Below are 21,967 nucleotides of genomic sequence, written 5' to 3' on the forward strand. Positions count from 1 at the left end.
GTCATTCCGCTCTGGTAGGCGTCTGGCCGCCCTTGCGGCCGGCTGCGGCCGCCAATGCCGGATCGCGCGAGAAGCTGCGCTTTTCATCCGGCACGCTGCGGCCGCCCTTGCGGCCGGCTTCGGCGGCGAGCTGCCGGTTGCGCGAAAAGCTGCGCTTCTCGTCGGGCACGCTCTGCCCGCCCTTGGAGGCGATGGCGCGCTGCTTGTCGCGGTCCATCGAAGCGAAGCCTCGCGTGGACGTGGATTTCTTGGCCGGGCTCTTCGCTGCAGACATCTTGGCAACGGACATCTTGTCGGCTTTCTTCGCGGTTTGCCGGGGAACGGCCTTGGCGCCGTTCGATTTCGCGGGCGTCGCCTTGCCGACGCGCGCCGGTGCATATCTGGGACTGTCTTCAACCCTTGTCATCGTCGGTTCCGTTCGTATCGGTTCGTGTGGCTGTTCGCCGTGCTCCCGTCGGATAACGCGCTCGACGGGCGCGGGTTCCATCGAACGGACGGTCCCGTTTCAGCGCTGGCAGATGCGGCAGAAGAATGTCGAGCGGCCGGACTGCACGACGCGGTCGATATGTCCGGCGCATCCCGGCGTCGGGCAGGGCGCGCCCTCGCGATCGTAGACGCGGAACGTGTGCTGGAAATAGCCCAGCGAGCCGTCGGCCTGCGCGTAGTCGCGCAGGGTCGAGCCGCCGGCGGCGATGGCCTCCGTCAGCACGTCGCGGATGGCGCGCACCAGGCGGCGCGCCGCCTCCGTCGGCCGGCCCGAGGCCGCGACGATGGTGCCGGCTGCCCGTTCCGGGGACAGGCCTGCCCGGTGCAGAGCCTCACAGACGTAGATGTTGCCGAGCCCGGCGATGAGCCGTTGGTCGAGGAGGGCTGCCTTCAGCGGCGCGCGCTTGCCCTTGAACAGGCGCGCCAGCGCCTCCGCGTTCAGCTCGTTGCCGAGCGGCTCGATCCCGACATGGCGGAACAGGGGATGGGTCAGGCGCTCGATTGCCGGGACGAGCAGCATGAAGCCGAATCGGCGCGTGTCGTTATAGGTGACGCGCGCGCCGTTCGAGAGGTGGAACACCACGTGGTCGTGCGTGCCGTTGCCGCCGGTCGCGGCATGGAAGCTGCCGGGGCGCAGCGCGCCGTCCGCGCCGCTCTCGACCAGAAAGCGCCCGCTCATGCCCAGATGCATGACGAGCAGATCGTCGCCGTCCATGTCCGCGACGAGGTATTTCGCCCGCCGCGACAGGGCGTGGACGGCGCGCCCGCGCAGGCGTTCGGTGAAGCGGTCGGGGAAGGGAAAGCGCAGGTCGGCGCGCCGCTGTTCCACCTCGAGGAAACGGGCGCCGGTCATTACGGGTTCGAGCCCGCGTCGGACGGTTTCGACTTCCGGCAATTCCGGCATGGGGGAGGGGACTCTTCAAAAAATGGGGGCACCGGCGGAATTTGTCGCCGGCGGCGTTCTCGGATAGTGACATGACCATAGCGAAGCTTTGGCGCATTCGCTATGGTCCGCGACGGTGCGCCGCCGCGATATCCCGCGACGCGGCGGGCGTGGCTTGACAGGTGGCTTGACAGGTGGCTTGGCGCGCGTGATTTGGCAGGATGGATGCGATGACGAGCGAGGGAACGACCCATTTCGGCTTCAAGGACGTGCCGCTGGCGCGCAAGCAGGGGCTCGTCGATGAGGTTTTCCACAAGGTCGCCGGCCGCTACGACCTGATGAACGACCTGATGTCGGCGGGCATGCACCGGCTGTGGAAGGACGCGCTCATCTCCATGCTGCGGCCGCCGCGCGAGCGCGCCTTCCACCACCTCGACGTCGCGGGCGGCACCGGCGACATCGCTTTCCGGGTGCTCGACGCCGGGGGGCCGCGGACGGACGTCACCATCCTCGACATCAACGGCGACATGCTGCGTGTCGGCCGGGAGCGGGCCGGCGAAAAATATGGCGACCGGCTCCGCTACGTGCAGGGCAACGCGGAAAAGCTGCCGCTGCCGGCATCGGCCTTCGACGCCTATACGATCGCCTTCGGCATCCGCAACGTGCCGGACATCCCGGCCGCGCTCGCGGAGGCCTACAGGGTGCTGCGGCGCGGCGGGCGCTTCCTGTGCCTCGAATTCAGCCGCGTCGACGTGCCGCTGCTCGACACCGTCTACGACGCCTATTCCTTCAACGTCATTCCGGGGATCGGGCGGCTGGTGACCGGTGACGGCGAACCCTACCGCTATCTGGTGGAATCGATCCGCCGGTTCCCGGTGCCCGACGTCTTCGCCGACATGATCGCGCAGGCGGGATTCGCGCGCGCGAGCTTCCGCCCGCTGAGCGGCGGCATCGTCGCCATCCATTCCGGCTGGAAGGTGTGAGCCCGGCATGATCAGCGCCCTCATTCACCTGACGCGTCTCTCGCGGGTGGGGTTCGTGCTTGCCCGGGAGGGGGCGCTGGGCCTCGTCGAGACGGATGCGCTGCCGCCAGCCGCGCGGCTCGTCATCCGCGCGGCGCGCGTCATCGAGCGGCGCGACGCCGGGGGCGGGGCCGAACGGCTGGCGGCGGCGCTGACGCGCCTTGGCCCCTCCTACGTGAAGTTCGGCCAGTTTCTCGCCACCCGCCCCGACGTGGTGGGCGCGCGCACCGCCCGCGATCTCGAAGCCCTGCAGGACAGGATGCCGCCTTTCGGCGAGAAGGCGGCGGAGAAGATCGTCGAGAACGCGCTCGGGCTTCCGGTCGCGTCCGTCTTCTCCGATTTCGGGCCGCCGATCGCCGCCGCCTCCATCGCGCAGGTGCACCGGGCGCGGCTGGTGTCGAGCGGCGAGGAGGTGGCCGTCAAGGTGCTGCGGCCGGGCGTGCGCGGCCGCTTCTCGCGCGATCTCGGGTCGATGCGCTTCGCGGCCCGCGTCATCCAGCGCCTGCAGCCCGACGCGCGCCGCCTGCGCCCGGTCGAGGTGGTGGAGACGCTGGCCCGCTCGGTGACCATGGAGATGGATCTGCGGCTGGAGGCGGCGGCGCTGTCCGAGATGGGCGAGAACACCCGCGACGATCCGGATTTCCGCGTGCCCGCCGTGGAATGGGACGCGACGGGCCGTGACGTGCTGACCAGCGGCTGGGTGCGGGGCATCCCGCTCTCCGATATCCCGGCCATCGAGGCGGCGGGGCACGACCGGGTCGCGCTGGCGCGGGTGGTGATCCAGTCCTTTCTCCGCCACGCCCTGCGCGACGGCTTCTTCCACGCCGACATGCACCCCGGCAACCTGTTCGTCGATCCCGAGGGCCGGCTCGTCGCCGTCGACTGCGGCATCATGGGCCGGCTGGGGCGGTCGGAGCGCCGGTTCCTGGCGGAAATCCTGCTCGGCTTCATCACCCGCGACTACCGGCGCACGGCGCAGGTGCATTTCGACGCGGGCTACGTGCCCTCCCATCATTCGGTGGAGGATTTCGCCCAGGCGATCCGCGCCATCGGCGAGCCGATCCACAACCGGCGCGCCGACGAGATCTCGATGGCGAAGCTGCTGACGCTGCTGTTCGAGGTGACGGCGCTGTTCGACATGTCGACGCGCACCGAGCTCGTCATGCTGCAAAAGACCATGGTCGTGGTGGAGGGGGTGGCGCGCAAGCTCGATCCCCACCTCGACATGTGGGGCACCGCCGAACCGGTGGTGCGGGAGTGGATCGAGCGCAATCTGGGACCCGTCGGGATCATCGCGGAGGCGGGACGCGGGGCGCGGGACGTTGGCGGGCTGCTCGCGCGCCTGCCGGCCCTGCTGTCGCGCGGCGAGCGGGTGTTCGCCCGACTGGAGCACGCGGTCGATCACGGGTTCCCGCTTTCGCGGGACAGTACGGAGGCGATCGGCGAGGCCGAGGCGCGGGGCAATCGCGGCGCGACCGTGGCGCTGTGGGCGATTGCGCTGCTGCTGCTGGTGTCGCTCTTCTGACGCTCCGGTGATGAATCATGGCCGGGATCGAGGCACGCAGCAGGGAGAAGCCGGGTATGTCCGATGACCATCTTTCCGATAGCGACGGGTATGGCGGCAAGCCGTTCGCGGGCCGGAGCCTGCTCATCATCATCGGTGGCGGCATCGCCGCCTACAAGGTGCTGGAGCTGCTCCGCCGCGCCAGGGACCGCGGTTTTGCCGTGCGCGCCATCATGACGAAGGCCGCGACCGAGTTCGTCACGCCGCTGTCGGTGGCGAGCCTGGCCGGCGAGAAGGCGTTCACCGACCTGTTCTCGCTCACCGACGAGGCCGACATCGGCCATATCGCGCTTTCGCGCTCGTGCGATCTCCTCGTGGTCGCGCCGGCGACGGCCGACCTGCTGGCCAAGGTCGCCAACGGCCACGCCGACGATCTCGCCTCGACCGCGCTGCTCGCGACCGACAAGCCCGTGCTCGTGGCGCCGGCGATGAACCCGCGCATGTGGGAGCATCCGGCGACGGTGCGCAATGTCGCGACCCTGCGTGCGGATGGCGTCCACTTCGTCGGCCCCAACAGCGGCGCGATGGCCGAGCGGGGCGAATCGGGGGTCGGGCGCATGGCCGAGCCTCCCGAGATCCTCGCCGCCATCGAGGCGCTGCTCGCGCCCGTGCCGCTGCTGTTGTCGCAGGCGACGGACGCAGGCCGCAAGCTCGCGCTGCTGCCGCTCGCCGGCAAGCGGGTTCTGGTGACGTCCGGGCCGACCCATGAGCCGATCGACCCCGTGCGCTACATCGCCAATCGCTCGTCGGGCAAGCAGGGGCACGCCATCGCGGCGGCCGCGGCGGCGGCGGGCGGGGAGGTGACGCTGGTCTCGGGGCCGGTCAACCTGCCCGATCCGCCGGGCGTGAAGGTGCGCCGCGTGACGAGCGCGCGCGACATGCTCGCCGCGGTGCTGGCGAGCCTGCCCGTCGATCTCGCCATCTTCGCCGCCGCCGTGGCGGACTGGCGGACGGCGGAGGAATCGGACAACAAGATCAAGAAGGGCGCGGGGCCGATGCCGCAGCTCTCCCTGATCGAGAACCCCGACATCCTCGCCACCGTCGCGAAGGGCTCGCCGCGCCCGCGCCTCGTCGTCGGGTTCGCGGCCGAGACCGATTCCGTGCTCGATCACGCCAGGGCGAAGCTCGCCCGCAAGGGCTGCGACTGGATCGTCGCCAACGACGTGAGCAGCGGGACCGGCGTGATGGGGGGCGGGCGCAACACCGTGCACCTCATCCGCAAGGACGGCATCGAAAGCTGGCCGACGCTGGACAAGTCCGAAGTCGCGCGCCGCCTGATCGCCAGAGCAGCCGATCATCTCGCCGCCGACCGTCCGAAAGAGGAAAACACAGAGGGAAATCCAACAGGGGGAAATCCAACAGGGGGAAATCCATGAGCCGGAGCCTGAAGATCCTGCAACTGCCCCACGCCGGGGGCCTGCCGCTGCCGGCCTATGCGAGTGAGGAGGCGGCGGGGCTCGACCTCGCGGCGGCTGTCGGCGAGGACACACCCGTCGTCGTCCCGCCGCGCGGGCGGGCGCTGGTGCCGACCGGCCTCGTCATCGCCCTGCCGGAGGGCACCGAAGGGCAGGTGCGGCCGCGCTCGGGCCTTGCCCTCAAGCACGGCGTGACGGTTCTCAACGCGCCCGGCACCATCGATTCCGATTATCGCGGCGAGGTCGCCGTCATCCTCTACAACACCGCCGACGAGCCCTTCACCGTGACGCGCGGGCTGCGCATTGCCCAGCTTGTCGTCGCGCCGGTCACGCGGGTTGCCGTCGAGCCCGCCGGCGATTTGGGCGAGACAGGGCGCGGCACGGGCGGATTCGGCTCGACCGGCGCCTGATTTTCCGTATCATGACCGTTCATTGCGCGTGTGGGCTCGCTTGACGAGGCATAGGAATTTCTTACAGGATATTTCCGGAAAAGACTTTTATTTCCTGACAACTCCGGTAAATTTGCTCGGGTGATCGTTACGTGACGCGCGCCGTGCCGGGCTTGCGCCCCGGGGGGTGCGCATGGAGAGCGTTGCAAGACACAAGGAAAGTCGATGTACCTGCTATCCCGGCGCAGTCTGCTCGCCATCGCGGCTGTGGTGGATGTGGCCATCCACGCGCGGCCGACGCCCGTGGCGGCCAAGTTTCTGGCCGCCCGCCATCACCTTCCCCCCCGGCATCTCGAAACGGTTCTGCAGCAGCTCGTCCGCGCGGGCATCCTCAAGGGGGTCCGCGGTCCGCGCGGCGGTTATGAGCTGGCGCGCGAGCGCCGCCGCATCAGCGCCGGCGACATCGTGCGCGCCGCGATGGCCGCCTCGGCCGACGACAGCCTGCCGCCGGTGCCCGATTCGGCGCTGGTCGAGCAGGTCATCGGCCCGGTGGTCCGCAGCGCCTCGGAGGCGTTCCTGGCCAAGCTCGACGCCGTGACCGTGGAGGATATCTGCCGCTATGCCGAAAAGGTGACGGAGTTGCCGACCCCCGCGCTGACGGGCGACTTCACCATCTAAAGCAATTCCAGCAAAAGCGGGAACCGGTTTTGCGTCCGGAATTGCATAAAAACAAAGAGATAGAGCATTTCTCGGTTTCAACGAAAAGGAGAAATGCTCTGAGGACGGGATCCGGGGTGCGCTCCGGCCGGCCATTTTAGAAAGACACGTACCATGATACCGGTTATCCGACACGGCCTGACCGATTCCCGAAGTCGATCGGGATGTCGCCGCGGCGCGGGCCGCGGCGCGGATGACCACGGGACGTTCGCCCCCGCGATCCGGATCCGTCAGGTCCGCAAGCGCGCCGTGCGACGGTTGAACAGTAACAGGAGAGGGCCGTATGGCGGCGACCGACAAGACCAGTGACCAGCACGAGCCCGGCAGGGGGCGCATCTACAACTCGATCACCGACACGATCGGCGACACCCCGCTGGTGCGCCTCGATCGGCTGGCGGCCGAGAAGGGCGTCAAGGCGAATTTGCTCGCCAAGCTCGAGTTCTTCAATCCCATCTCCAGCGTCAAGGACCGCATCGGCGTCGCCATGATCGACGCGCTGGAGCAGAAGGGCCTGCTCCAGCCGGGCGGCACGATCATCGAGCCGACGTCGGGCAACACCGGCATCGCGCTCGCTTTCGTCGCGGCGGCGCGCGGCTATCGCCTGATCATCGTCATGCCCGAGACCATGTCGGTCGAGCGGCGCAAGATGCTGTCCCTGCTCGGCGCGGAACTGGAGCTCACCCCCGGCGCGCAGGGCATGAAGGGCGCCATCGCGCGCGCCGAGGAGCTGAAGTCCGCCATCCCCGGCGCCGTCATCCCGCAGCAGTTCGCCAACCCCGCCAACCCGGACATTCATCGTCGCACGACGGCGGAGGAGATCTGGAACGACACGGACGGCGCGGTGGACGTGCTGGTGTCGGGCGTCGGCACCGGCGGCACCATCACCGGCGTCGGGCAGGTGCTGAAGAGCCGCAAGCCGGACGTGCGCATCGTCGCCGTGGAGCCGGAGGATTCGCCGGTGCTGTCCGGCGGCGCGCCCGGTCCGCACAAGATCCAGGGCATTGGCCCCGGTTTCGTGCCCTCCATCCTCGACCGCAGCGTCATCGACGAGGTGGTGACGGTGGGCAACCAGACGGCGTTCGATCACTCGCGCCTTCTGGCGAAGCTCGAAGGCATCCCCGTCGGCATTTCGTCGGGCGCGGCGATCGCGGCGGCGATCGAGGTCGGCGTCCGGCCGGAGCTCGCCGGCAAGAACATCGTGATCATCATCCCCTCCTTCGCCGAGCGCTACCTGTCGACGGCGCTGTTCGAGGGGTTGTGATCCATACCTCTTGCTGAAACGAAGAACGCGGGAGCCGAACCTCCCGCGTTTTTCAGGGCATCCCGCGTGTGTCCTCAGGCGGCGTTTTCCTTGGCCCGCTCGGCGCGCTTGCGCTCGTTGGGGTCGAGGTACACCTTGCGCAGGCGGATGGATTTCGGTGTCACTTCAACGAGTTCGTCGTCCTGGATCCAGGCGAGCGAACGCTCCAGCGTCATGCGGATCGGCGGCGTCAGGCGCACGGCCTCGTCCTTCGACGTGGTGCGGATGTTGGTGAGCTTCTTGCCCTTGAGCACGTTGACCTCAAGGTCGTTCTCGCGGTTGTGCTCGCCGACGATCATGCCGGTGTAGACCTTCCAGCCGGGCTCGATCATCATCGGGCCGCGATCCTCGAGGTTCCACAGCGCATAGGCGACGGCCTCGCCCTGATCGTTGGAGATGAGGACGCCGTTGCGCCGGCCGGGGATCTCGCCCTTGTAGGGGGCGTATTCGTGGAACAGGCGGTTCATGATCGCCGTGCCGCGCGTGTCGGTGAGCAGTTCCGACTGATAGCCGATGAGGCCGCGCGTGGGGGCGTGGAACAGCAGGCGCTGGCGGTTGCCGCCGGAGGGGCGCATCTCGATCATCTCGGCGCGCCGCTCGGACATCTTCTGCACCACGGCGCCGGAAAACTCCTCGTCCACGTCGATGACGACCTCCTCGATGGGCTCGAGCAGGTTGCCGCCCTCGTCGCGGCTGAACACCACGCGCGGGCGGGACACGGCGAGCTCGAAGCCCTCGCGGCGCATGGTCTCGATCAGGATCGCGAGCTGCAGTTCGCCGCGTCCCGAGACGAAGAACGAATCCTTGTCGGACGATTCCTCGATCTTCAGCGTCACGTTGCCCTCGGCCTCGCGGAACAGGCGGTCGCGAATCATGCGGCTCGTGACCTTGTCGCCCTCGGTGCCGGCGAGCGGCGAATCGTTGACGAGGAACGACATCGTGACCGTCGGCGGGTCGATGGGCTGGGCGAGGATCGGCTCCTCGGCCTCCGGGGCGCAGAAGGTATCCGCCACCGTGCCCTTGGTCAGGCCGGCGATGGAGACGATGTCGCCCGCTTCGCCGAGCTCGATGGGCTGGCGCTCGATGCCGCGGAAGGCGAGGATCTTGGACACGCGCCCCTGCTCGACGAGGTTGCCGTCGCGGTCGATGACCTTGATCGTCTGGTTGGGCTTGACGGTGCCGGAGGTGATGCGCCCGGTGATGATGCGCCCCAGGAACGGGTTCGACTCGAGCAGCGTGCCGAGCATGCGGAACGGGCCGTCCTCGACCTTCGCCGGGGGCACGTGCTCCAGCACCAGGTTGAAGAGCGGCGCGAGACCCTCGTCCTTCGGCCCCTCGGGGCTGTGCGCCATCCAGCCGTCGCGGCCCGAGCCGTAGAGAATGGGGAAGTCGAGCTGCTCGTCGGTGGCGTCGAGCGCCGCGAACAGGTCGAACACCTCGTTGATGACCTCCTGCGGGCGAGCGTCCGGCCGGTCGACCTTGTTGACGGCGACGATGGGGCGCAGGCCGATCTTGAGGGCCTTGGAGACGACGAACTTCGTCTGCGGCATCGGCCCCTCGGCCGCGTCCACGAGCACGATGGCGCCGTCGACCATGTTCAGGATGCGCTCCACCTCGCCGCCGAAATCGGCGTGGCCGGGGGTGTCGACGATGTTGATGCGCGTGTCGCCCCACACCACCGAGGTCGCCTTGGCGAGAATGGTGATGCCGCGTTCCTTTTCGATATCGCCCGAGTCCATGACGCGTTCGGCGACGCGCTGGTTCTCCCGGAACGCGCCCGATTGCTGGAGGAGTTTGTCCACGAGCGTGGTCTTGCCGTGGTCGACGTGGGCGATGATCGCGATGTTGCGCAGCTTCATAGGTTTTCCTGCCCGCGCCGGCTGGGCGCGGTCGCATTGATGTGACAAGGCCAGATGTCATTGTCGGATGACAGTGTGATGTCACCGCAAAGGGCTGGCGATTTGATATGATCAGCCCCCGGACCCGACCCGCGAGGGGACCCGCCAAGCGACTTTACCGCGCTGCATATAAGACGAATCGCTCCAAACGGCAATCTCCCTGACCGAAATTGCCGCAAGTTTCAGCGCGCCGCAGCAATTGGGCGTCACGGATAGAGCCGCGTCTTCTCCCATCCGTACGCCTCGGCCGAGGCCCGCTCGAACCGAATGCGCTCGTGCAGGCGGAAGGGCCTGTCGTGCCAGAACTCGATGGCGAGCGGGCGCACGCGGTAGCCGTGCCAGTAGGGCGGGCGCGGGATCTCGCCGAGCGCATATTTCGCCGTATAGCCGGCCACCGCCTTCTCCAGCGCGAAGCGGCTTTCGAGCGGGCGCGACTGCTGCGACGCCCAGGCGCCGATGCGGCTGCCACGCGGGCGCGTGGCGTAGTAGGCGTCGGACTCGGCCTCGCTCACGGCCTCCACCAGCCCCCGGACCCGCACCTGCCGGCGCAGGCTCTTCCAATGGAACAGCAGCGCCGCCTTCGGCACGGCGGCGAGCTGGCGGCCCTTGGCACTCTCCTCGTTGGTGAAGAAGACGAAGCCCTGCGCGTCGTGCGACTTCAACAGGACCATGCGCACGTCCGGCAGGCCGTCGGCGTCGACGGTCGCCAGTGCCATGGCGTTGGGGTCGTTGACCTCGTCGGCTTCGGCATCCGCCAGCCAGTCCGAAAAAAGCCCGAAAGGGTCGTCATGCGCGGAAAAGTCACCGCTCGTTAAGTTCTCCAAGGTTTTAATGCTCCCGCAGGTGTAGTCGGCGCCAGGGGGTATGGTGCGCCAAGAGTAACATACTCCATGGATCGCGATACTCATGGTCGGCCGCGTGTGCGTTGGATAGAGGCATGATGAAGCTGTCTTCGAGGATGTACAGGTTTATCGTGTCATGCGCACAGCGCAGGTCGGCGCTCCGCGGGCCGGTCGTGCAGTCCATGCGCGTCGTCCTGCTCGCGGGGGCGCTCGGCGGCGGGCTCTCGGCCTGCAGCATTGCGGTGCCCATGGGCGGCGTTCTCGGCAAGGCCGATAATCTCACGACCCAGTCGCTCGCGCCAGCCGGCGCCGCCGGGCTATCCCCCGAACTCACGCCCGACGACTGGAACTTCGCCTCGATAGCGCTCGCGACCGCGCTCGATCCGCTGGGCAGCGGCGAGGTCGCGCCCTGGGCCAATCCGCGCACGGGCATCAGGGGCGATTTCGTGGCCTCGGGCAAGCCCTATCTGCGCGACGATCTCGTCTGCCGCAGCTTCCGGGCGACCCTGCAATACCAGGGCGGCAACGAAGTGCTGGACGGCGCGGCCTGCCGCATGCCGGACGGGCAGTGGTCGACGCTGAGCGCCGCTCCCGCCTGAACCGGCGACGGGACGCGCCCGGGAGGGCCGCCCGGCATGCCATAACGGCACAAGAGCTGGTAACAAGCTCCAAAAGGCGCTTGACCGGGCCGGTGTTCCAAAGAACATATGCAATTTGCTGACGTTTGCGTGATACGTCATGTTGCAGTTTTGCAACATCGATACCATATGGCCGATCGGGTCCGTCGTCTGCCGCTGCCCGCCGGGATCACAACCGTCGGGAAGCGGTCTTCCGTCCATGTCTCACCTGGGCAATTCGGGTGAATGCGTACGGGACCGGCCGGACCGGTAACATTTGGTACTGGACGTGTTTGGTGCGGTGTCGGGCGCGGCGAGCGCCAGGATGGCCGGGCCGCCGCCGCTGGAGTGGATTGATGCGCGACCCTTATGAGATATTGGGCGTTTCGAGGACGGCGCCGGAAGCCGACATCAAGAAGGCGTTCCGCCGCCTCGCCAAGGAATGGCATCCCGATCGCAACAAGGACGATCCGGCCGCCAAGGACAGGTTCGCGGAGCTGAACAGCGCCTATGAGCTCCTGAGCGACAAGGACAAGCGCGCCCAGTTCGACCGCGGCGAGATCGACGCCGAGGGCAAGCCCCGCGCCACGGGCTTCGGCGGACGCGGGAGCGGTTACGAGGGCTTTCGCTACTCCACCGGCAGCGGCCCCTTCGGCTCCCGTACCACGGGCGGCTTCGACCCCGGCGACATCTTCTCCGATCTCTTCGGCGAGACGCTGCGCTCCGGCGGGAGGACGGCGGGCGCGGGCGCCTACGCCGGCACCCGGCAGACGGCCCGCGAGCGCCCGCGCGGGCAGGACGTCGAGGCGGAAATCACCGTGACGCTGGAGCAGATCGCCGGCGGCGGCAAATGCCGCGTCAGCCTGCCCACGGGCCGGGAGGTCGAGGTGACGCTGCCGAAGGCGGTCCGGGACGGGCAGACGATTCGCCTGCGCGGCCTCGGCGATCAGAGCCCCTTCGGCGGCGAGCCGGGCGACGCGCTGCTGACGGTCCACTTCGCGCCCCACCGCGATTTCATCGTCGACGGATCGAATCTGCGCCTGCGGCTGCCGGTGCCGCTCAACGACGCGGTGCTGGGCGCCAGCGTGCATGTGCCGACGCTGTCGGGGAAGGTGGCGATGGACATCCCGCCCTATTCGAGCAGCGGCAAGAGCTTTCGCCTGCGCGGCAAGGGGCTGCCGGGCAAGGACGGCCCCGGCGATCTCATCGTCACCGTCGAGGTGCAGCTGCCGAAAACCCCCGACGCCGAACTCGAGGCGCTGATGCGCAAGCGGCGAGCGGAAGTCGAGGCCTGACCGCGAGCCTCGCCTTTCCTCCGATCCCTCCTTTGGATGCACTGCGGCAGGTCCTTGTTTCAGGATACTTTTCGGTTTCGGGGCGTTTTTTCGCCCGTTGCTCCCGGCGACGGGCTCGGGTATTAAGTGACTTTCCTGGACGGGTTGGTCCCAATTTCGAAAAGAGAAAATTGACGTCATGGCAGAGATTCTCGCGACGCCTGGACCCCTTTTGGCGGGTAAGCGTGGCCTCATTCTTGGGCTGGCGAACAACCGCTCCATCGCCTGGGGGATCGCCCGGGCCGCGCGCGCGCATGGGGCGGAGGTCGCCTTCACCTATCAGGGAGATGCGCTCAAGAAGCGGGTCGAGCCTCTGGCGGCCGAGATCGGGGGGCATGTCGTCGGCCATTGCGACGTCACCGATTCCGCCAGCATCGACGCGGTGTTCGGCGAGGTGGAGCGGCTTTGGGGCGGGCTGGACTTTCTCGTCCACGCCATCGCCTTTTCCGATAAGGACGAGCTCACCGGGCGCTACATCGACACGTCGGAAGAGAATTTCACCAAATCCCTGCTCATCTCCTGCTATTCCCTGACCGCCCTCGCGCAGCGGGCCGAGAAGCTGATGAACCGCGGCGGCTCGATCCTGACCATGACCTACTACGGCGCCGAGAAATGGATGCCGCACTACAACGTCATGGGCGTGGCGAAAGCCGCGCTGGAGGCGAGCGTGCGCTATCTCGCCGCCGACCTCGGGCCGCAGAACATCCGCGTCAACGCCATTTCCGCCGGCCCCATCAAGACGCTCGCCGCATCGGGCATCGGCGACTTCCGCTACATCCTGCGCTGGAACGAGTACAACTCGCCGCTGCGCCGCACGGTCACCCAGGAGGACGTCGGCGACGCCGGCGTGTACTTCCTGTCGGACCTGTCGCGCGGCGTCACCGGCGAGGTTCACCACGTCGACGCGGGATATCACGTCGTGGGCATGAAGAGCCCCGATGCACCCGACATCGTTCTCGCGAAGGAGTGATGAGGTGACACGTCCCACCGTCTATTTCATTCGCCACGGCGAGACGGACTGGAACGCCGAAGCGCGTTTGCAGGGCGAGCGGGACGTGCCTCTGAACGCGATCGGGCGCAAGCAGGCGACGGAGGTCGGGCATCACATCCGCAGGCTGCGGTCCGATTTCGATGCGCTCGACTATGTATCGAGCCCGCTGACGCGCACCCGCCAGACCATGGAGCTGCTGCGCGGCACGCTCGGCCTGCCCGGCGAGGATGTGCGGTTCGACGAGCGCCTGCGCGAGATCGCGTTCGGCGCGTGGGAGGGGAAGACCTGGCCGGAAATCCGCGCCAGCGACGCCGCGCTGGTGCGCGAGCGCGACGCCGACCGCTGGAACTTCATCCCGCCCGCGGGCGAGAGCTACGCCGGGGCGGCCACGCGCGTGAAGCAGTTTCTCGACACGCTGGAGCGCGATGCCGTGATCGTGGCGCATGGCGGCATTGCGCGTGTGATGCTGGTGCTGCTGGCCGGTCATTCGGGACAATCCGTCGTTCAATTGCCGATCTGGCAGGGCCGCGTTCTCGTCTTCGCCGATGATCGCCATCGCTGGTTTCCAGCCTGAGGCGGTGATCGGGCGCGTGCTCCGCCGGAATGATAGACCCGGCGAACCATCCACGGTTCGTGCACGACGGAGCAGGGTTTCATGACAGACCGAATTTCTCAGGAACGTATCGAGGCGGCCGCCGAGCGGCTTCTTTCCCCGCGCAATGGCGGTCCGCGCATTGTCGACCTGCCGGACACCCTGCGGCCGACGTCGTGGCAGGCCGCCTACGCCATTCAGGATGCGCTCATCGCCCGCCTCGGCCCGGTGGTGGGCTGGAAGGTCGGCGCGAAGGACGCGGCGGCCGAGCCGTTCCGCGCGGCGCTGACGGGGCAGACGGTGCTGCTGTCGCCCGCCACCGTGGCGCACACCGGGCACGCGGTCCTCGGCGTCGAGGCCGAGACGGTCTACCGTTTCGACAGGGCGCTGCCCCCGCGCGAGCGGCCCTACACGGAGGAGGAGGTGCTGGCGGCCGTCGGCTCCGTCCATGCCGCGGTCGAACTCGTTGACACGCATTTCGCCGTCTGGAAGGGCGCGAGCCATCTGAGCCAGATCGCCGACCAGTTCAACCACGCCCATCTCATCGTCGGCTCCGGCCGCGAGACGGGCCTCTCCGTCGACGCGGCGCATCAGCCGGTCAAGCTCGTCGTCAACGGTGAAACCATCATCGAGCAACGCGGCGGCAACGGCGCCGGACCCTCGGCGAGGCTGCTCGCATGGCTCGCGAGCCGCGGCGCGGTGAGCCATGGCGGCATCAAGGAAGGGGCCTATGTCACCACCGGCACCTGGACAGGCATCACCTTCGTCGCCCCGCGCACGCGCGTGGAGGTGACGTTCGAGGGCATCGGCTCCGTCGCGGTCGATATCGGGGAGTAACCCTCCCGATCCTCGGGAATGCGGACGTCTGCGGGCTGGTATGTCCTGGAGGCGTTTGCGTTCGCGGATTTTCATGCCATCGTGAGTGTTCGTTTATCCGACGGTTTCGTTCGGTATAGAGGACGCGTCGGCTCCATCTCCACAGGACAGGGTTTGATCGATGACCGAGCAGCTTTACGTGACTTTGAACGACGGGCGCAAGATTCCGCAGGTGGGGCTTGGCGTATGGCGCACCGAGCAGGCTGAGGCGCCCGCGGCGGTGCGCAAGGCGCTGGAGGTGGGATATCGCCATGTCGATACCGCCGCCATCTACGGGAACGAGGAAGGCGTGGGCGAGGGGCTGCGCGCCGCCGGCATCGCGCGCGAGGATATCTTTCTCACCACCAAGCTCTGGAACGGCGACCAGGGCTACGACAGCGCGCTCAGGGCGTTCGACGCCAGCCTGGCGCGGCTCGGGGTCGAGTATGTCGATCTCTACCTCATCCACTGGCCCGTGCCGCGCAAGGATGCCTATGTCGATAGCTGGAGGGCGCTGATCGCGCTTCGCGAGCAGGGGCGCGCCCGTTCCATCGGCGTCTCGAACTTCAACATCGAGCATCTGGAGCGCATCATCGGCGAGACCGGCGTGACGCCGGCGCTGAACCAGATCGAGCTGCATCCCCGCTTCCAGCGCACGGCGCTGCGCGCCTTCCACGCCACCCGGGGCATCGCCACCGAATCATGGAGTCCACTGGGGCAGGGCACGCTTCTCACAGATCCGGTGATCGCGGGGATCGCCGCCAAGCACGGACGCACGCCGGCGCAGGTGATCATCCGCTGGCATCTCGACAACGGCCTCGTCGTGATTCCGAAGTCCGTCACGCCGGCGCGCATCGCGGAGAACTTCAACGTCTTCGACTTCGCCCTCGACGCGCAGGACCTGGCGGCGATCGCTGCCCTCGATTCAGCCGACGGCCGTATCGGCCCCGATCCGCTGACGGCGGATTTCTGACGCAACGGCCCGGCAGGCGTGCACGCCCGCCGGGCGTTTTGCCTGGCTGAATGTCGATTCAGCCCAGAGCCTTTCTGCGTTTCGTTGAAACGCAGAAAGGCTCTATCTTTTTAATTTGACGCGTTTTCTTAACGCAAAGCGGTACCCACTTTGCTTGAAAACGCTTTAGGGCGCGCTTTTGCGGAACGTCAGGCGGCTGTGGCCGATATAGTTGAGGATCGGCCCGACCACGATGGTCAGCGCCAACGTCCCCCACGGCGGAAAGCCCAGTCCCTGGCCGATGAGCGCCGCCGTCACGCCCCAGATCAGCGAAATGGAATTGGCGAACTGGAAGCGCACGAATCCGGCCCACGACAACGCACCGCGGAAAGTCCAGAGGCAGTTGATGTAGTAGGACCAGATGCTGGCCACCGCATAGCCGAGGGCGTTGCCGGCCACCTGCGAGCCCCCGGCCGCGATCACGGCGAAGAACACCACGCTGTGGATAAGCGTCGCGACCCCGCCCACGAGGCAAAACCGCAGGAAGCGCGTGCGCAACAGGCGCTCGACCAACTCACGCATTGCAAACCGGCTCCTGCTCGCGTGCATGGATGCGGCGGATGATGAACACCGGCCGCTGCTTGGTCTCGATATAGGTGCGCCCGAGATATTCGCCGAGGATGCCGATGCCGATGAGCTGGATGCCGCCCATGAACAGAACGGTCGACATCAGCGACGCGTAGCCCGGTACGTCACGCCCGCCGATGAGCGTATCGAGGATGAGTATGAGCCCATAGAGGAAGGCCAGTCCGGAAATCGTGATGCCGACATAGGTCCAGACCCTCAGCGGCCAGGTGCTGAAGCTTGTGATGCCCTCGAGCGCGAAGTTCCACAGCCGCCACTTGTTCCATTTGGTCGTGCCGGCGACGCGCGGCACGCACTCGTAGTCGATATGCGTGCGCCGGAAGCCGACCCAGGCGAATATGCCCTTCATGAATCGCTGCCGCTCCGGGAGGGAGTTGATCACGTCGACGACCTGCCGCGACATCAGCCGGAAATCGCCCACATTGGCGGGAATATACGTGTCGGCGATCATGTTGTTGAGCTTGTAGAAGGCCTCGGCGCTGAACTTGTGCAGCGGCGAATCCGAGGTCCGATCGGTGCGCCGCGCCTCGACGATGTCATAACCCTCCTCGGCCCAGAGACGCACCATCTCGGGAATGATGGCGGGGCTGTGCTGGAGGTCGGCGTCGAGCGGCACCACGGCGTCGCCGCGCGTGAACGACAGCCCCGCCGTCAGCGCCGCCTCCTTGCCGAAGTTGCGCGCCAGCTCCACCACGCGGATGCGCGGATCGCGCGCCGCGACCCCGGTCAGCATCGACAGGGTGCTGTCGCGGCTGCCATCATCGACACACACGATCTCGAAATCGTATGCCGGCAGGCGGGTCTCCAGAATGGACACGACCCGCTCGAAATAGGCCGGGATCGTCTCTTCCTCGTTATAGAACGGCGTCACGATCGATAGCAGCATGCCCCCATACCCCTTCCTGTCCGCGTCCACGCCTTTCTCCGTTCCGTGCTGCTCCGGCCGGTGCCCGAACCTTGACAGGCGCGAGCGCCATGAGGCAAACACGGCACGCGAATACGTGCTTTATCCTGTACGGTGGCGATGCGTAAACAAGTAGAAATGCTCATAGCGACGCTACTGTGCTGCATTTTAGGCATAGTGAGCGCGTGGATCGTCATCGGTAATCCGGTCTTCATTCTTGCCGGTGGCCAGTTGGTCGACAGGGATGCCGCCAATGCCGCCGCCGCCTTCGAGATCTTCGCCAGGGACGGCTGGCGCTGGCCGCTGGGCGCCAATCCGCATTTCGGCGGCAACAACGTCTTCTTCAACGATGCGGCGCCCTGGTATGCGCTGCTGGCGAAGGCCGTGCATACGGCTACCGGATTTGCGCCGAGCTATCACTGGCTGGTGCTGATCAACTTCGTCCTGTTCTCCGTCATGGCCCACCGGCTCATGCGGGCGCTGACCGACGACCGCGCCTGCCAGTGGCTCGGCACGCTGCTGCTCACCTTCAGCCTGACCATGCCCGTGCCCATGATCGCGGACCAGCATGTGGCCCTGAGCTCGCTCTGGGTCGTGCTGTGGGCGATGACCGCCGTGCCGCTGCCACGGGAGGAGGCGTCTTTCGCGCGGCGATGGGAGTATGTTCCGGCGCTGCTGTTCGCCATGGGGAGCCACGCCTATCTTGCGGCCATGGCGGCAACCTTCATCCTGCTTGCGCTGCTCCATGCCCGCCGCTGGGGCGCCGCGCTGATCGCGCTGCTGTGGCCGCTGCTGCTGCTGTGGGCCGTCGGTGCCCTCGACCATCCCCACGTGCCCATGGGCGGCGCCAAGCTCTACGCCCTCGATCTGGCGGCATTCCTGAACTCCCTGGGCTGGGGCCTTCTCGGCGCCCCCTATGCGATCCAGGAGGTGCAGCAATCGTCGGCGTTGCTTTACCTCGGCACGGGGGTGTGGTTCCTCGCCGTCGTCCTCGTGCTTGCCGGCGCTCTCGCCCTGGCACGGCGGCGACGCTCTGTCCCGCAATCGGCAATATCATCGGGGCGGGTGTTGCGCGCGCCTGCGAGGCTGGGGCTCGTCGTGGTCGGCAGCCTTTTCCTCGCCCTGTTCGCCATGGCCTTCAACCTGCGCGTCGCCGGACCCGTCTGGGTGGAACTGCCGATCCCGGCCTTCCTCGGCCGTCTCTACGAATCGTTCAGGGCGGTGGGGCGTTTCGGCACGCCGCTTGCCTACAGCCTCATCCTGCTTGTCGTGCTGGGCTTCACCGCATTGACGCGGGGCAGGCGGATCTTCTGGGCCGCCGGCGCCATCGCGGTGCTGCTGCAGGCCGCCGACCTGCGCCACGCCGGCCGGCTCTCGCCGACCGAGGCCCAGTTCGCGGACGCCGCAGATCAGGCGCGCACCGTCGCCGACCTGCTCGCGGGCGGCTGGTCCGGCACGGTCTACAAGCAAGTCGGTTACTACGACCTGGAACAACAGCGGCTGCTCGACTATCTGCTGATCCGCAACGGGGCGACGCATTTCGAGATTGCGTACAATGCGCGGCTCGTCGGTCACGAGGTCGAACGCCGGTCGGGATTCGCGGCGGCGCGGGCGGGCGATCTCGTCATCGTGCAGCAGGAATCCCTTCCCGCAGACCGTCCGGCCTGCAGCCGCGAGGCGGCGTTCAAGACCTTCATCCTGTGCCTGAAGGAATAGCCGACGAAAAGTGGTATCCACTTTTCTGCATGCTGCGCTGGACATTGACAAGCTCACGCCATGTTCGATACCGCTATGCGCTGTCGGATAGGTTGGGGACCTCTATCGTGATCAATATCAGCTCGATGAAGTTTGCCTTTCTTTTGGTCTTTGTGTTGGCAGTACAAGCATGTTCCCCAACGGGCCGACCGGTTGCCGGCACGGATTCCCCACCTGGAAGCCGGCAGTGGCCTGCCGCCGGCGCTTCGCGGTCCGGCGATATTTCGCCCCTCGCCCTTTCCAACGCGAGCGCGTGGCAGGTTGAGGAATGGGACCCGTATGTCATCTACGACGAGAAACCTGACGGCGAGTTCGTGCTGGCGCGGATCGATGCCGCCACGATCAACCCGCGCAACGTCCGGCAAGTGGTCGACTTCAAGACGAACGAGCCGCCCGGAACGATCATCGTCAACACCGCGCAGCATTTCCTGTTCTTCGTGCTGCCGGGAGGACGCGCCATCCGCTACGGCATCGGCGTGGGAGCCGCTGGTCTCAGTTTCGAGGGTGAGGCGGTCATCGAGCACAAGCAGCCGTGGCCGCGCTGGATACCGACCGCGGACATGATCAAGCGCAGTCCGGATCATTACGGCAAATATGCCGACGGCGTGGACGGAGGCTTGGGCAATCCCTTGGGCGCGAGGGCGCTCTATCTGTTCCAGAACGGTATCGATACCTACTACCGTATCCATGGGACCAACGAGCCATCCTCGATCGGACGGTCCGTCTCCGCCGGCTGCATTCGCCTGTTCAATCAGGATATCGTCGACCTTTACGACCGGGTTCAGCCCGGCGCGCGTGTCATCGTTCTCGGCACCGGGCAAGCAGCCCGCCCGTCATCCAGAAAGGCGCGCGCGAAATGACGGGCTGCGAGGCACTGATCCGGAAGGGCAACCGGCGCTGAAAGGTGAGGGGTATGGCGTGCCGGCATTGACCAGCACACCATCCTCTCAGGACTCGGGCCTCAACTCTTGCTGGCGCTTCTCAAACACGTCACGGAGCCTGCCGATCCTCTCGGCGATATCCGAAGCGGTGTCCGTGACTTTGTCAGGGTCGGACTTCAGGGATTTCAGGGCTTCGGCTATCTCGCGCAGCGCGCCGGACAGGCTCACAATCTCTGAATTCACTATGTCGAGGCTTTCTTCAAGCACCTTCACTCTGAGAGCAAGAACGTCAGCGTCACTCATTCGGTCATTCCTTTCGGTAGGAGAGGAGGCCATAAAGTCTGCCGCTACGGCGAGTATGCCGTACCTACGTAGGAAGGGGCTAGGGACGGTCCGGCACGATCAGCCGTTCATCCGGCTAGGGCCTATTCGCGAATTTTCAGCTTTTCGGGATCGCTCCTCCTATACAGAGCGTAGGACCGAATCACGAATTCCTCCAGCGGGATCATGTAGTTTGAATGCCAGAATACGCTTTCCGTATGGAAGGAAAGGTCCATGATTTCCGCCCAATCCCGATCGATCGGCCAAATGACGTTTGAGCTGAGAACTGTCGGGATCATCACAGGTCGGGCGGGGATTTGCTCGATCCCTATCTTGCCAATGAATTCCTTCGCTATATGACTGTTCAGTATTTGTGTCGGATGATTGGAAGTATATAGAATCTCCCTGTCTTTCATGTTCTCCAGAACAAAATCGGCTATCTTGACGTCGACGGAAGTATCGTTTTTCCGCAGCTTCGAGATTGCCTTCTGTGCGATGTCCTCGAAGCCCATTCTGACATATTCTTGCTTGTTGAAGCGCGCGGTGCACTGCTCCTCCGTCATTCCGGCCAGGAAACTGTCCACGACGATCCTGGAGTGGTAGTCGCCGACTGGCGATCTCGGCTCCGGACCGCGCAAGTAGACCAGATCCGGATGCAGCGCTGCGAAATTCGGCCTATTGTATGTCAGCAGGCGGGAGCCGAGCCTTTCGCGCAGATTTTGTTCATCGAATGGCTGCCAGGAGTCAGTCAGCGGGGCCGACAGAACGAAGTCCGCTGCTTCCATCATCGCCATCAGATGGGCCGCGAGGTGCTTGTCCTTCGTCTTCGAGATTGCGCAGCCGAAGACGCTGACATCTGCAATTGCCGCGATCACCCGAGCGAGGGGCGGGCCCTGGCAGCTCGACAGCACGACGATCCTGGGGCGGCCCGGTCGCCAGCAACAGTACTCGTCCGGCCGGTAATATGATGCTCCCCGCGCGAGGCGCTCAGGTGACATATACATGCTGTTCCTGAGGTCCTTTGCCCTGGCGTGCGTTGCAATGGCATCCGCACTTTCGGGCGGCCGTCCCAGATAATACTGATAGGCCCACCGGACATCGTCCTCCGTATAGCCCATTTTCTCCTCATAGCGTCTGCTGATTCGTTTTCAGATCATGGAGATCGCACCTGGATGCCCCTTGGCCGGATGCCAGCCCCTCAGGCGCGGCGTCCGGTACGTTCCCGGTCCCCGGACGCAAGCCGGTAACACGGGTCCCCTCAGGGCATCGGCCACGCCCTGCTCGGCCATCCTCAAAGCCGTCGCAAACGCGATCCATCTGGTCTCGACCGTGAGCGGGGTACGTCATGGACCATCGCCCCATGAAGTCGAGCCGCAACGTTTCACCGTCGATGGCGGTGCGCCGCTAAAATAACCGCGGCACGTGCTGCATGGCAACTCCTCCGTGGCCGCGTCAAAAGCGCGGGTCGTTGCCCCAAGCGTGCACAATCTGATTGTTCTTATTCATGCATGTTTGTGACGATATTGTACTGTAATACCTCTTTAAATATAATATTTAGTGCATATTGACCAGAAAATAGGCGCAAGCTATCCTGAAAATGGGAT

The 21,967-nt window shown here is 66.2% G+C and carries 22 protein-coding genes; 14 read left to right on the forward strand and 8 right to left on the reverse strand.

The window, feature by feature from the left end:
* Position 1: 1 nt before the first annotated feature.
* A complete protein-coding gene (locus tag ACUSIJ_RS15115; protein WP_449309269.1) occupies positions 2-274 on the reverse strand; it encodes a KGG domain-containing protein in 273 nt (90 codons plus the stop codon).
* Between the two features lie 231 nt (positions 275-505).
* A complete protein-coding gene (gene mutM / locus ACUSIJ_RS15120) occupies positions 506-1,390 on the reverse strand; it encodes a bifunctional DNA-formamidopyrimidine glycosylase/DNA-(apurinic or apyrimidinic site) lyase (RefSeq protein WP_449309230.1) in 885 nt (294 codons plus the stop codon).
* A gap of 209 nt (positions 1,391-1,599) precedes the next feature.
* On the opposite strand from mutM, the gene ubiE reads away from it, so the two are divergent.
* The 6 genes from ubiE to cysK all read left to right on the forward strand — a co-directional run bounded on the left by ubiE (position 1,600) and on the right by cysK (position 7,737).
* Entirely contained in the window at positions 1,600-2,352 is a 753-nt protein-coding gene (gene ubiE, locus ACUSIJ_RS15125) for a bifunctional demethylmenaquinone methyltransferase/2-methoxy-6-polyprenyl-1,4-benzoquinol methylase UbiE (protein WP_449309231.1), read from the forward strand.
* 7 nt (positions 2,353-2,359) lie between these two features.
* Entirely contained in the window at positions 2,360-3,916 is a 1,557-nt protein-coding gene (gene ubiB / locus ACUSIJ_RS15130) for a 2-polyprenylphenol 6-hydroxylase (protein ID WP_449309232.1), read from the forward strand.
* A 56-nt stretch (positions 3,917-3,972) separates the two neighbouring features.
* Complete coding sequence (gene coaBC / locus ACUSIJ_RS15135; protein ID WP_449309233.1) at positions 3,973-5,331, forward strand: bifunctional phosphopantothenoylcysteine decarboxylase/phosphopantothenate--cysteine ligase CoaBC; 1,359 nt, start codon at positions 3,973-3,975, stop codon at positions 5,329-5,331.
* On the forward strand, positions 5,328-5,780 hold the full coding sequence (gene dut / locus ACUSIJ_RS15140; protein WP_449309234.1) for a dUTP diphosphatase: 453 nt from the start codon (positions 5,328-5,330) through the stop codon (positions 5,778-5,780). The genes coaBC and dut overlap by 4 nt, the downstream gene beginning before the upstream one ends.
* 204 nt (positions 5,781-5,984) lie before the next feature.
* Positions 5,985-6,437, forward strand: a complete 453-nt coding sequence (locus ACUSIJ_RS15145) for an RrF2 family transcriptional regulator (protein ID WP_449309235.1) — start codon at positions 5,985-5,987, stop codon at positions 6,435-6,437.
* A gap of 322 nt (positions 6,438-6,759) precedes the next feature.
* Positions 6,760-7,737 carry a cysteine synthase A gene (gene cysK, locus ACUSIJ_RS15150; RefSeq protein WP_449309236.1) on the forward strand — a complete coding sequence of 326 codons (978 nt, stop codon included), beginning with the start codon at positions 6,760-6,762 and terminating at the stop codon, positions 7,735-7,737.
* A gap of 74 nt (positions 7,738-7,811) precedes the next feature.
* Here the strand turns inward: cysK and typA are convergent, their stop codons facing one another.
* On the reverse strand, positions 7,812-9,635 hold the full coding sequence (gene typA, locus ACUSIJ_RS15155) for a translational GTPase TypA (RefSeq protein ID WP_449309237.1): 1,824 nt from the start codon (positions 9,633-9,635) through the stop codon (positions 7,812-7,814).
* 245 nt (positions 9,636-9,880) lie between these two features.
* Positions 9,881-10,507 (reverse strand): pyridoxamine 5'-phosphate oxidase, encoded by a 627-nt coding sequence (gene pdxH / locus ACUSIJ_RS15160; protein WP_449309270.1) that lies wholly within the window; start codon positions 10,505-10,507, stop codon positions 9,881-9,883.
* A gap of 104 nt (positions 10,508-10,611) precedes the next feature.
* Between pdxH and ACUSIJ_RS15165 the strand changes: the two genes are divergently transcribed.
* From ACUSIJ_RS15165 to ACUSIJ_RS15190, 6 genes are all read left to right on the forward strand, one after another.
* Entirely contained in the window at positions 10,612-11,115 is a 504-nt protein-coding gene (locus ACUSIJ_RS15165) for an RT0821/Lpp0805 family surface protein (protein ID WP_449309238.1), read from the forward strand.
* 374 nt (positions 11,116-11,489) lie between these two features.
* Entirely contained in the window at positions 11,490-12,428 is a 939-nt protein-coding gene (locus tag ACUSIJ_RS15170) for a DnaJ C-terminal domain-containing protein (RefSeq protein WP_449309239.1), read from the forward strand.
* Between the two features lie 178 nt (positions 12,429-12,606).
* Positions 12,607-13,437 carry an enoyl-ACP reductase FabI gene (fabI, locus tag ACUSIJ_RS15175; RefSeq protein WP_449309240.1) on the forward strand — a complete coding sequence of 277 codons (831 nt, stop codon included), beginning with the start codon at positions 12,607-12,609 and terminating at the stop codon, positions 13,435-13,437.
* 4 nt (positions 13,438-13,441) lie between these two features.
* The gene (locus tag ACUSIJ_RS15180; RefSeq protein WP_449309241.1) at positions 13,442-14,032 is read left to right on the forward strand and encodes a histidine phosphatase family protein; all 591 of its coding nucleotides are present in this window, start codon (positions 13,442-13,444) and stop codon (positions 14,030-14,032) included.
* 81 nt (positions 14,033-14,113) lie between these two features.
* Entirely contained in the window at positions 14,114-14,887 is a 774-nt protein-coding gene (locus ACUSIJ_RS15185; RefSeq protein WP_449309242.1) for a 2-keto-4-pentenoate hydratase, read from the forward strand.
* A gap of 160 nt (positions 14,888-15,047) precedes the next feature.
* Complete coding sequence (locus tag ACUSIJ_RS15190; RefSeq protein ID WP_449309243.1) at positions 15,048-15,878, forward strand: aldo/keto reductase; 831 nt, start codon at positions 15,048-15,050, stop codon at positions 15,876-15,878.
* Positions 15,879-16,043: 165 nt separating this feature from the next.
* On the opposite strand, the gene ACUSIJ_RS15195 is transcribed toward ACUSIJ_RS15190, so the two are convergent.
* Together ACUSIJ_RS15195 and ACUSIJ_RS15200 are read right to left on the reverse strand one after the other, a co-directional pair.
* Positions 16,044-16,439, reverse strand: coding sequence for a GtrA family protein (locus ACUSIJ_RS15195; protein ID WP_449309244.1), 396 nt, complete (start codon positions 16,437-16,439; stop codon positions 16,044-16,046).
* On the reverse strand, positions 16,432-17,418 hold the full coding sequence (locus ACUSIJ_RS15200; RefSeq protein WP_449309245.1) for a glycosyltransferase family 2 protein: 987 nt from the start codon (positions 17,416-17,418) through the stop codon (positions 16,432-16,434). Before ACUSIJ_RS15200 ends, ACUSIJ_RS15195 begins: the two co-directional genes overlap by 8 nt.
* A 165-nt stretch (positions 17,419-17,583) precedes the next feature.
* Here ACUSIJ_RS15200 and ACUSIJ_RS15205 point away from each other — a divergent pair, with 165 nt between their 5' ends.
* Both ACUSIJ_RS15205 and ACUSIJ_RS15210 read left to right on the forward strand, forming a co-directional pair.
* Positions 17,584-19,122 carry a hypothetical protein gene (locus ACUSIJ_RS15205; RefSeq protein ID WP_449309246.1) on the forward strand — a complete coding sequence of 513 codons (1,539 nt, stop codon included), beginning with the start codon at positions 17,584-17,586 and terminating at the stop codon, positions 19,120-19,122.
* Positions 19,123-19,151: 29 nt separating this feature from the next.
* The gene (locus ACUSIJ_RS15210; protein ID WP_449309247.1) at positions 19,152-20,021 is read left to right on the forward strand and encodes a L,D-transpeptidase; all 870 of its coding nucleotides are present in this window, start codon (positions 19,152-19,154) and stop codon (positions 20,019-20,021) included.
* Between the two features lie 87 nt (positions 20,022-20,108).
* Here the strand turns inward: ACUSIJ_RS15210 and ACUSIJ_RS15215 are convergent, their stop codons facing one another.
* Both ACUSIJ_RS15215 and ACUSIJ_RS15220 read right to left on the reverse strand, forming a co-directional pair.
* Positions 20,109-20,345, reverse strand: a complete 237-nt coding sequence (locus ACUSIJ_RS15215) for a hypothetical protein (protein ID WP_449309248.1) — start codon at positions 20,343-20,345, stop codon at positions 20,109-20,111.
* Between the two features lie 122 nt (positions 20,346-20,467).
* A complete protein-coding gene (locus ACUSIJ_RS15220) occupies positions 20,468-21,481 on the reverse strand; it encodes a WcbI family polysaccharide biosynthesis putative acetyltransferase (RefSeq protein ID WP_449309249.1) in 1,014 nt (337 codons plus the stop codon).
* Positions 21,482-21,967: the final 486 nt, after the last annotated feature.

It is taken from the genome of Pseudochelatococcus sp. B33 (assembly GCF_053570585.1).

Bases quoted from the DNA above. Each gene is read 5' to 3' on its own strand.
- ACUSIJ_RS15215 (WP_449309248.1), bottom strand. From the start codon at position 20,345: ATGAGTGACGCTGACGTTCTTGCTCTCAGAGTGAAGGTGCTTGAAGAA.
- ACUSIJ_RS15210 (WP_449309247.1), top strand. From the start codon at position 19,152: ATGCTGCGCTGGACATTGACAAGCTCACGCCATGTTCGATACCGCTAT.
- cysK (WP_449309236.1), top strand. From the start codon at position 6,760: ATGGCGGCGACCGACAAGACCAGTGACCAGCACGAGCCCGGCAGGGGG.
- typA (WP_449309237.1), bottom strand. From the start codon at position 9,635: ATGAAGCTGCGCAACATCGCGATCATCGCCCACGTCGACCACGGCAAG.
- ACUSIJ_RS15170 (WP_449309239.1), top strand. From the start codon at position 11,490: ATGCGCGACCCTTATGAGATATTGGGCGTTTCGAGGACGGCGCCGGAA.
- ACUSIJ_RS15165 (WP_449309238.1), top strand. From the start codon at position 10,612: ATGATGAAGCTGTCTTCGAGGATGTACAGGTTTATCGTGTCATGCGCA.
- ubiB (WP_449309232.1), top strand. From the start codon at position 2,360: ATGATCAGCGCCCTCATTCACCTGACGCGTCTCTCGCGGGTGGGGTTC.
- ACUSIJ_RS15185 (WP_449309242.1), top strand. From the start codon at position 14,114: ATGACAGACCGAATTTCTCAGGAACGTATCGAGGCGGCCGCCGAGCGG.
- dut (WP_449309234.1), top strand. From the start codon at position 5,328: ATGAGCCGGAGCCTGAAGATCCTGCAACTGCCCCACGCCGGGGGCCTG.
- fabI (WP_449309240.1), top strand. From the start codon at position 12,607: ATGGCAGAGATTCTCGCGACGCCTGGACCCCTTTTGGCGGGTAAGCGT.
- ACUSIJ_RS15145 (WP_449309235.1), top strand. From the start codon at position 5,985: ATGTACCTGCTATCCCGGCGCAGTCTGCTCGCCATCGCGGCTGTGGTG.
- ACUSIJ_RS15190 (WP_449309243.1), top strand. From the start codon at position 15,048: ATGACCGAGCAGCTTTACGTGACTTTGAACGACGGGCGCAAGATTCCG.
- coaBC (WP_449309233.1), top strand. From the start codon at position 3,973: ATGTCCGATGACCATCTTTCCGATAGCGACGGGTATGGCGGCAAGCCG.
- ACUSIJ_RS15220 (WP_449309249.1), bottom strand. From the start codon at position 21,481: ATGGGCTATACGGAGGACGATGTCCGGTGGGCCTATCAGTATTATCTG.
- mutM (WP_449309230.1), bottom strand. From the start codon at position 1,390: ATGCCGGAATTGCCGGAAGTCGAAACCGTCCGACGCGGGCTCGAACCC.
- ACUSIJ_RS15195 (WP_449309244.1), bottom strand. From the start codon at position 16,439: ATGCGTGAGTTGGTCGAGCGCCTGTTGCGCACGCGCTTCCTGCGGTTT.
- ACUSIJ_RS15115 (WP_449309269.1), bottom strand. From the start codon at position 274: ATGTCTGCAGCGAAGAGCCCGGCCAAGAAATCCACGTCCACGCGAGGC.
- ubiE (WP_449309231.1), top strand. From the start codon at position 1,600: ATGACGAGCGAGGGAACGACCCATTTCGGCTTCAAGGACGTGCCGCTG.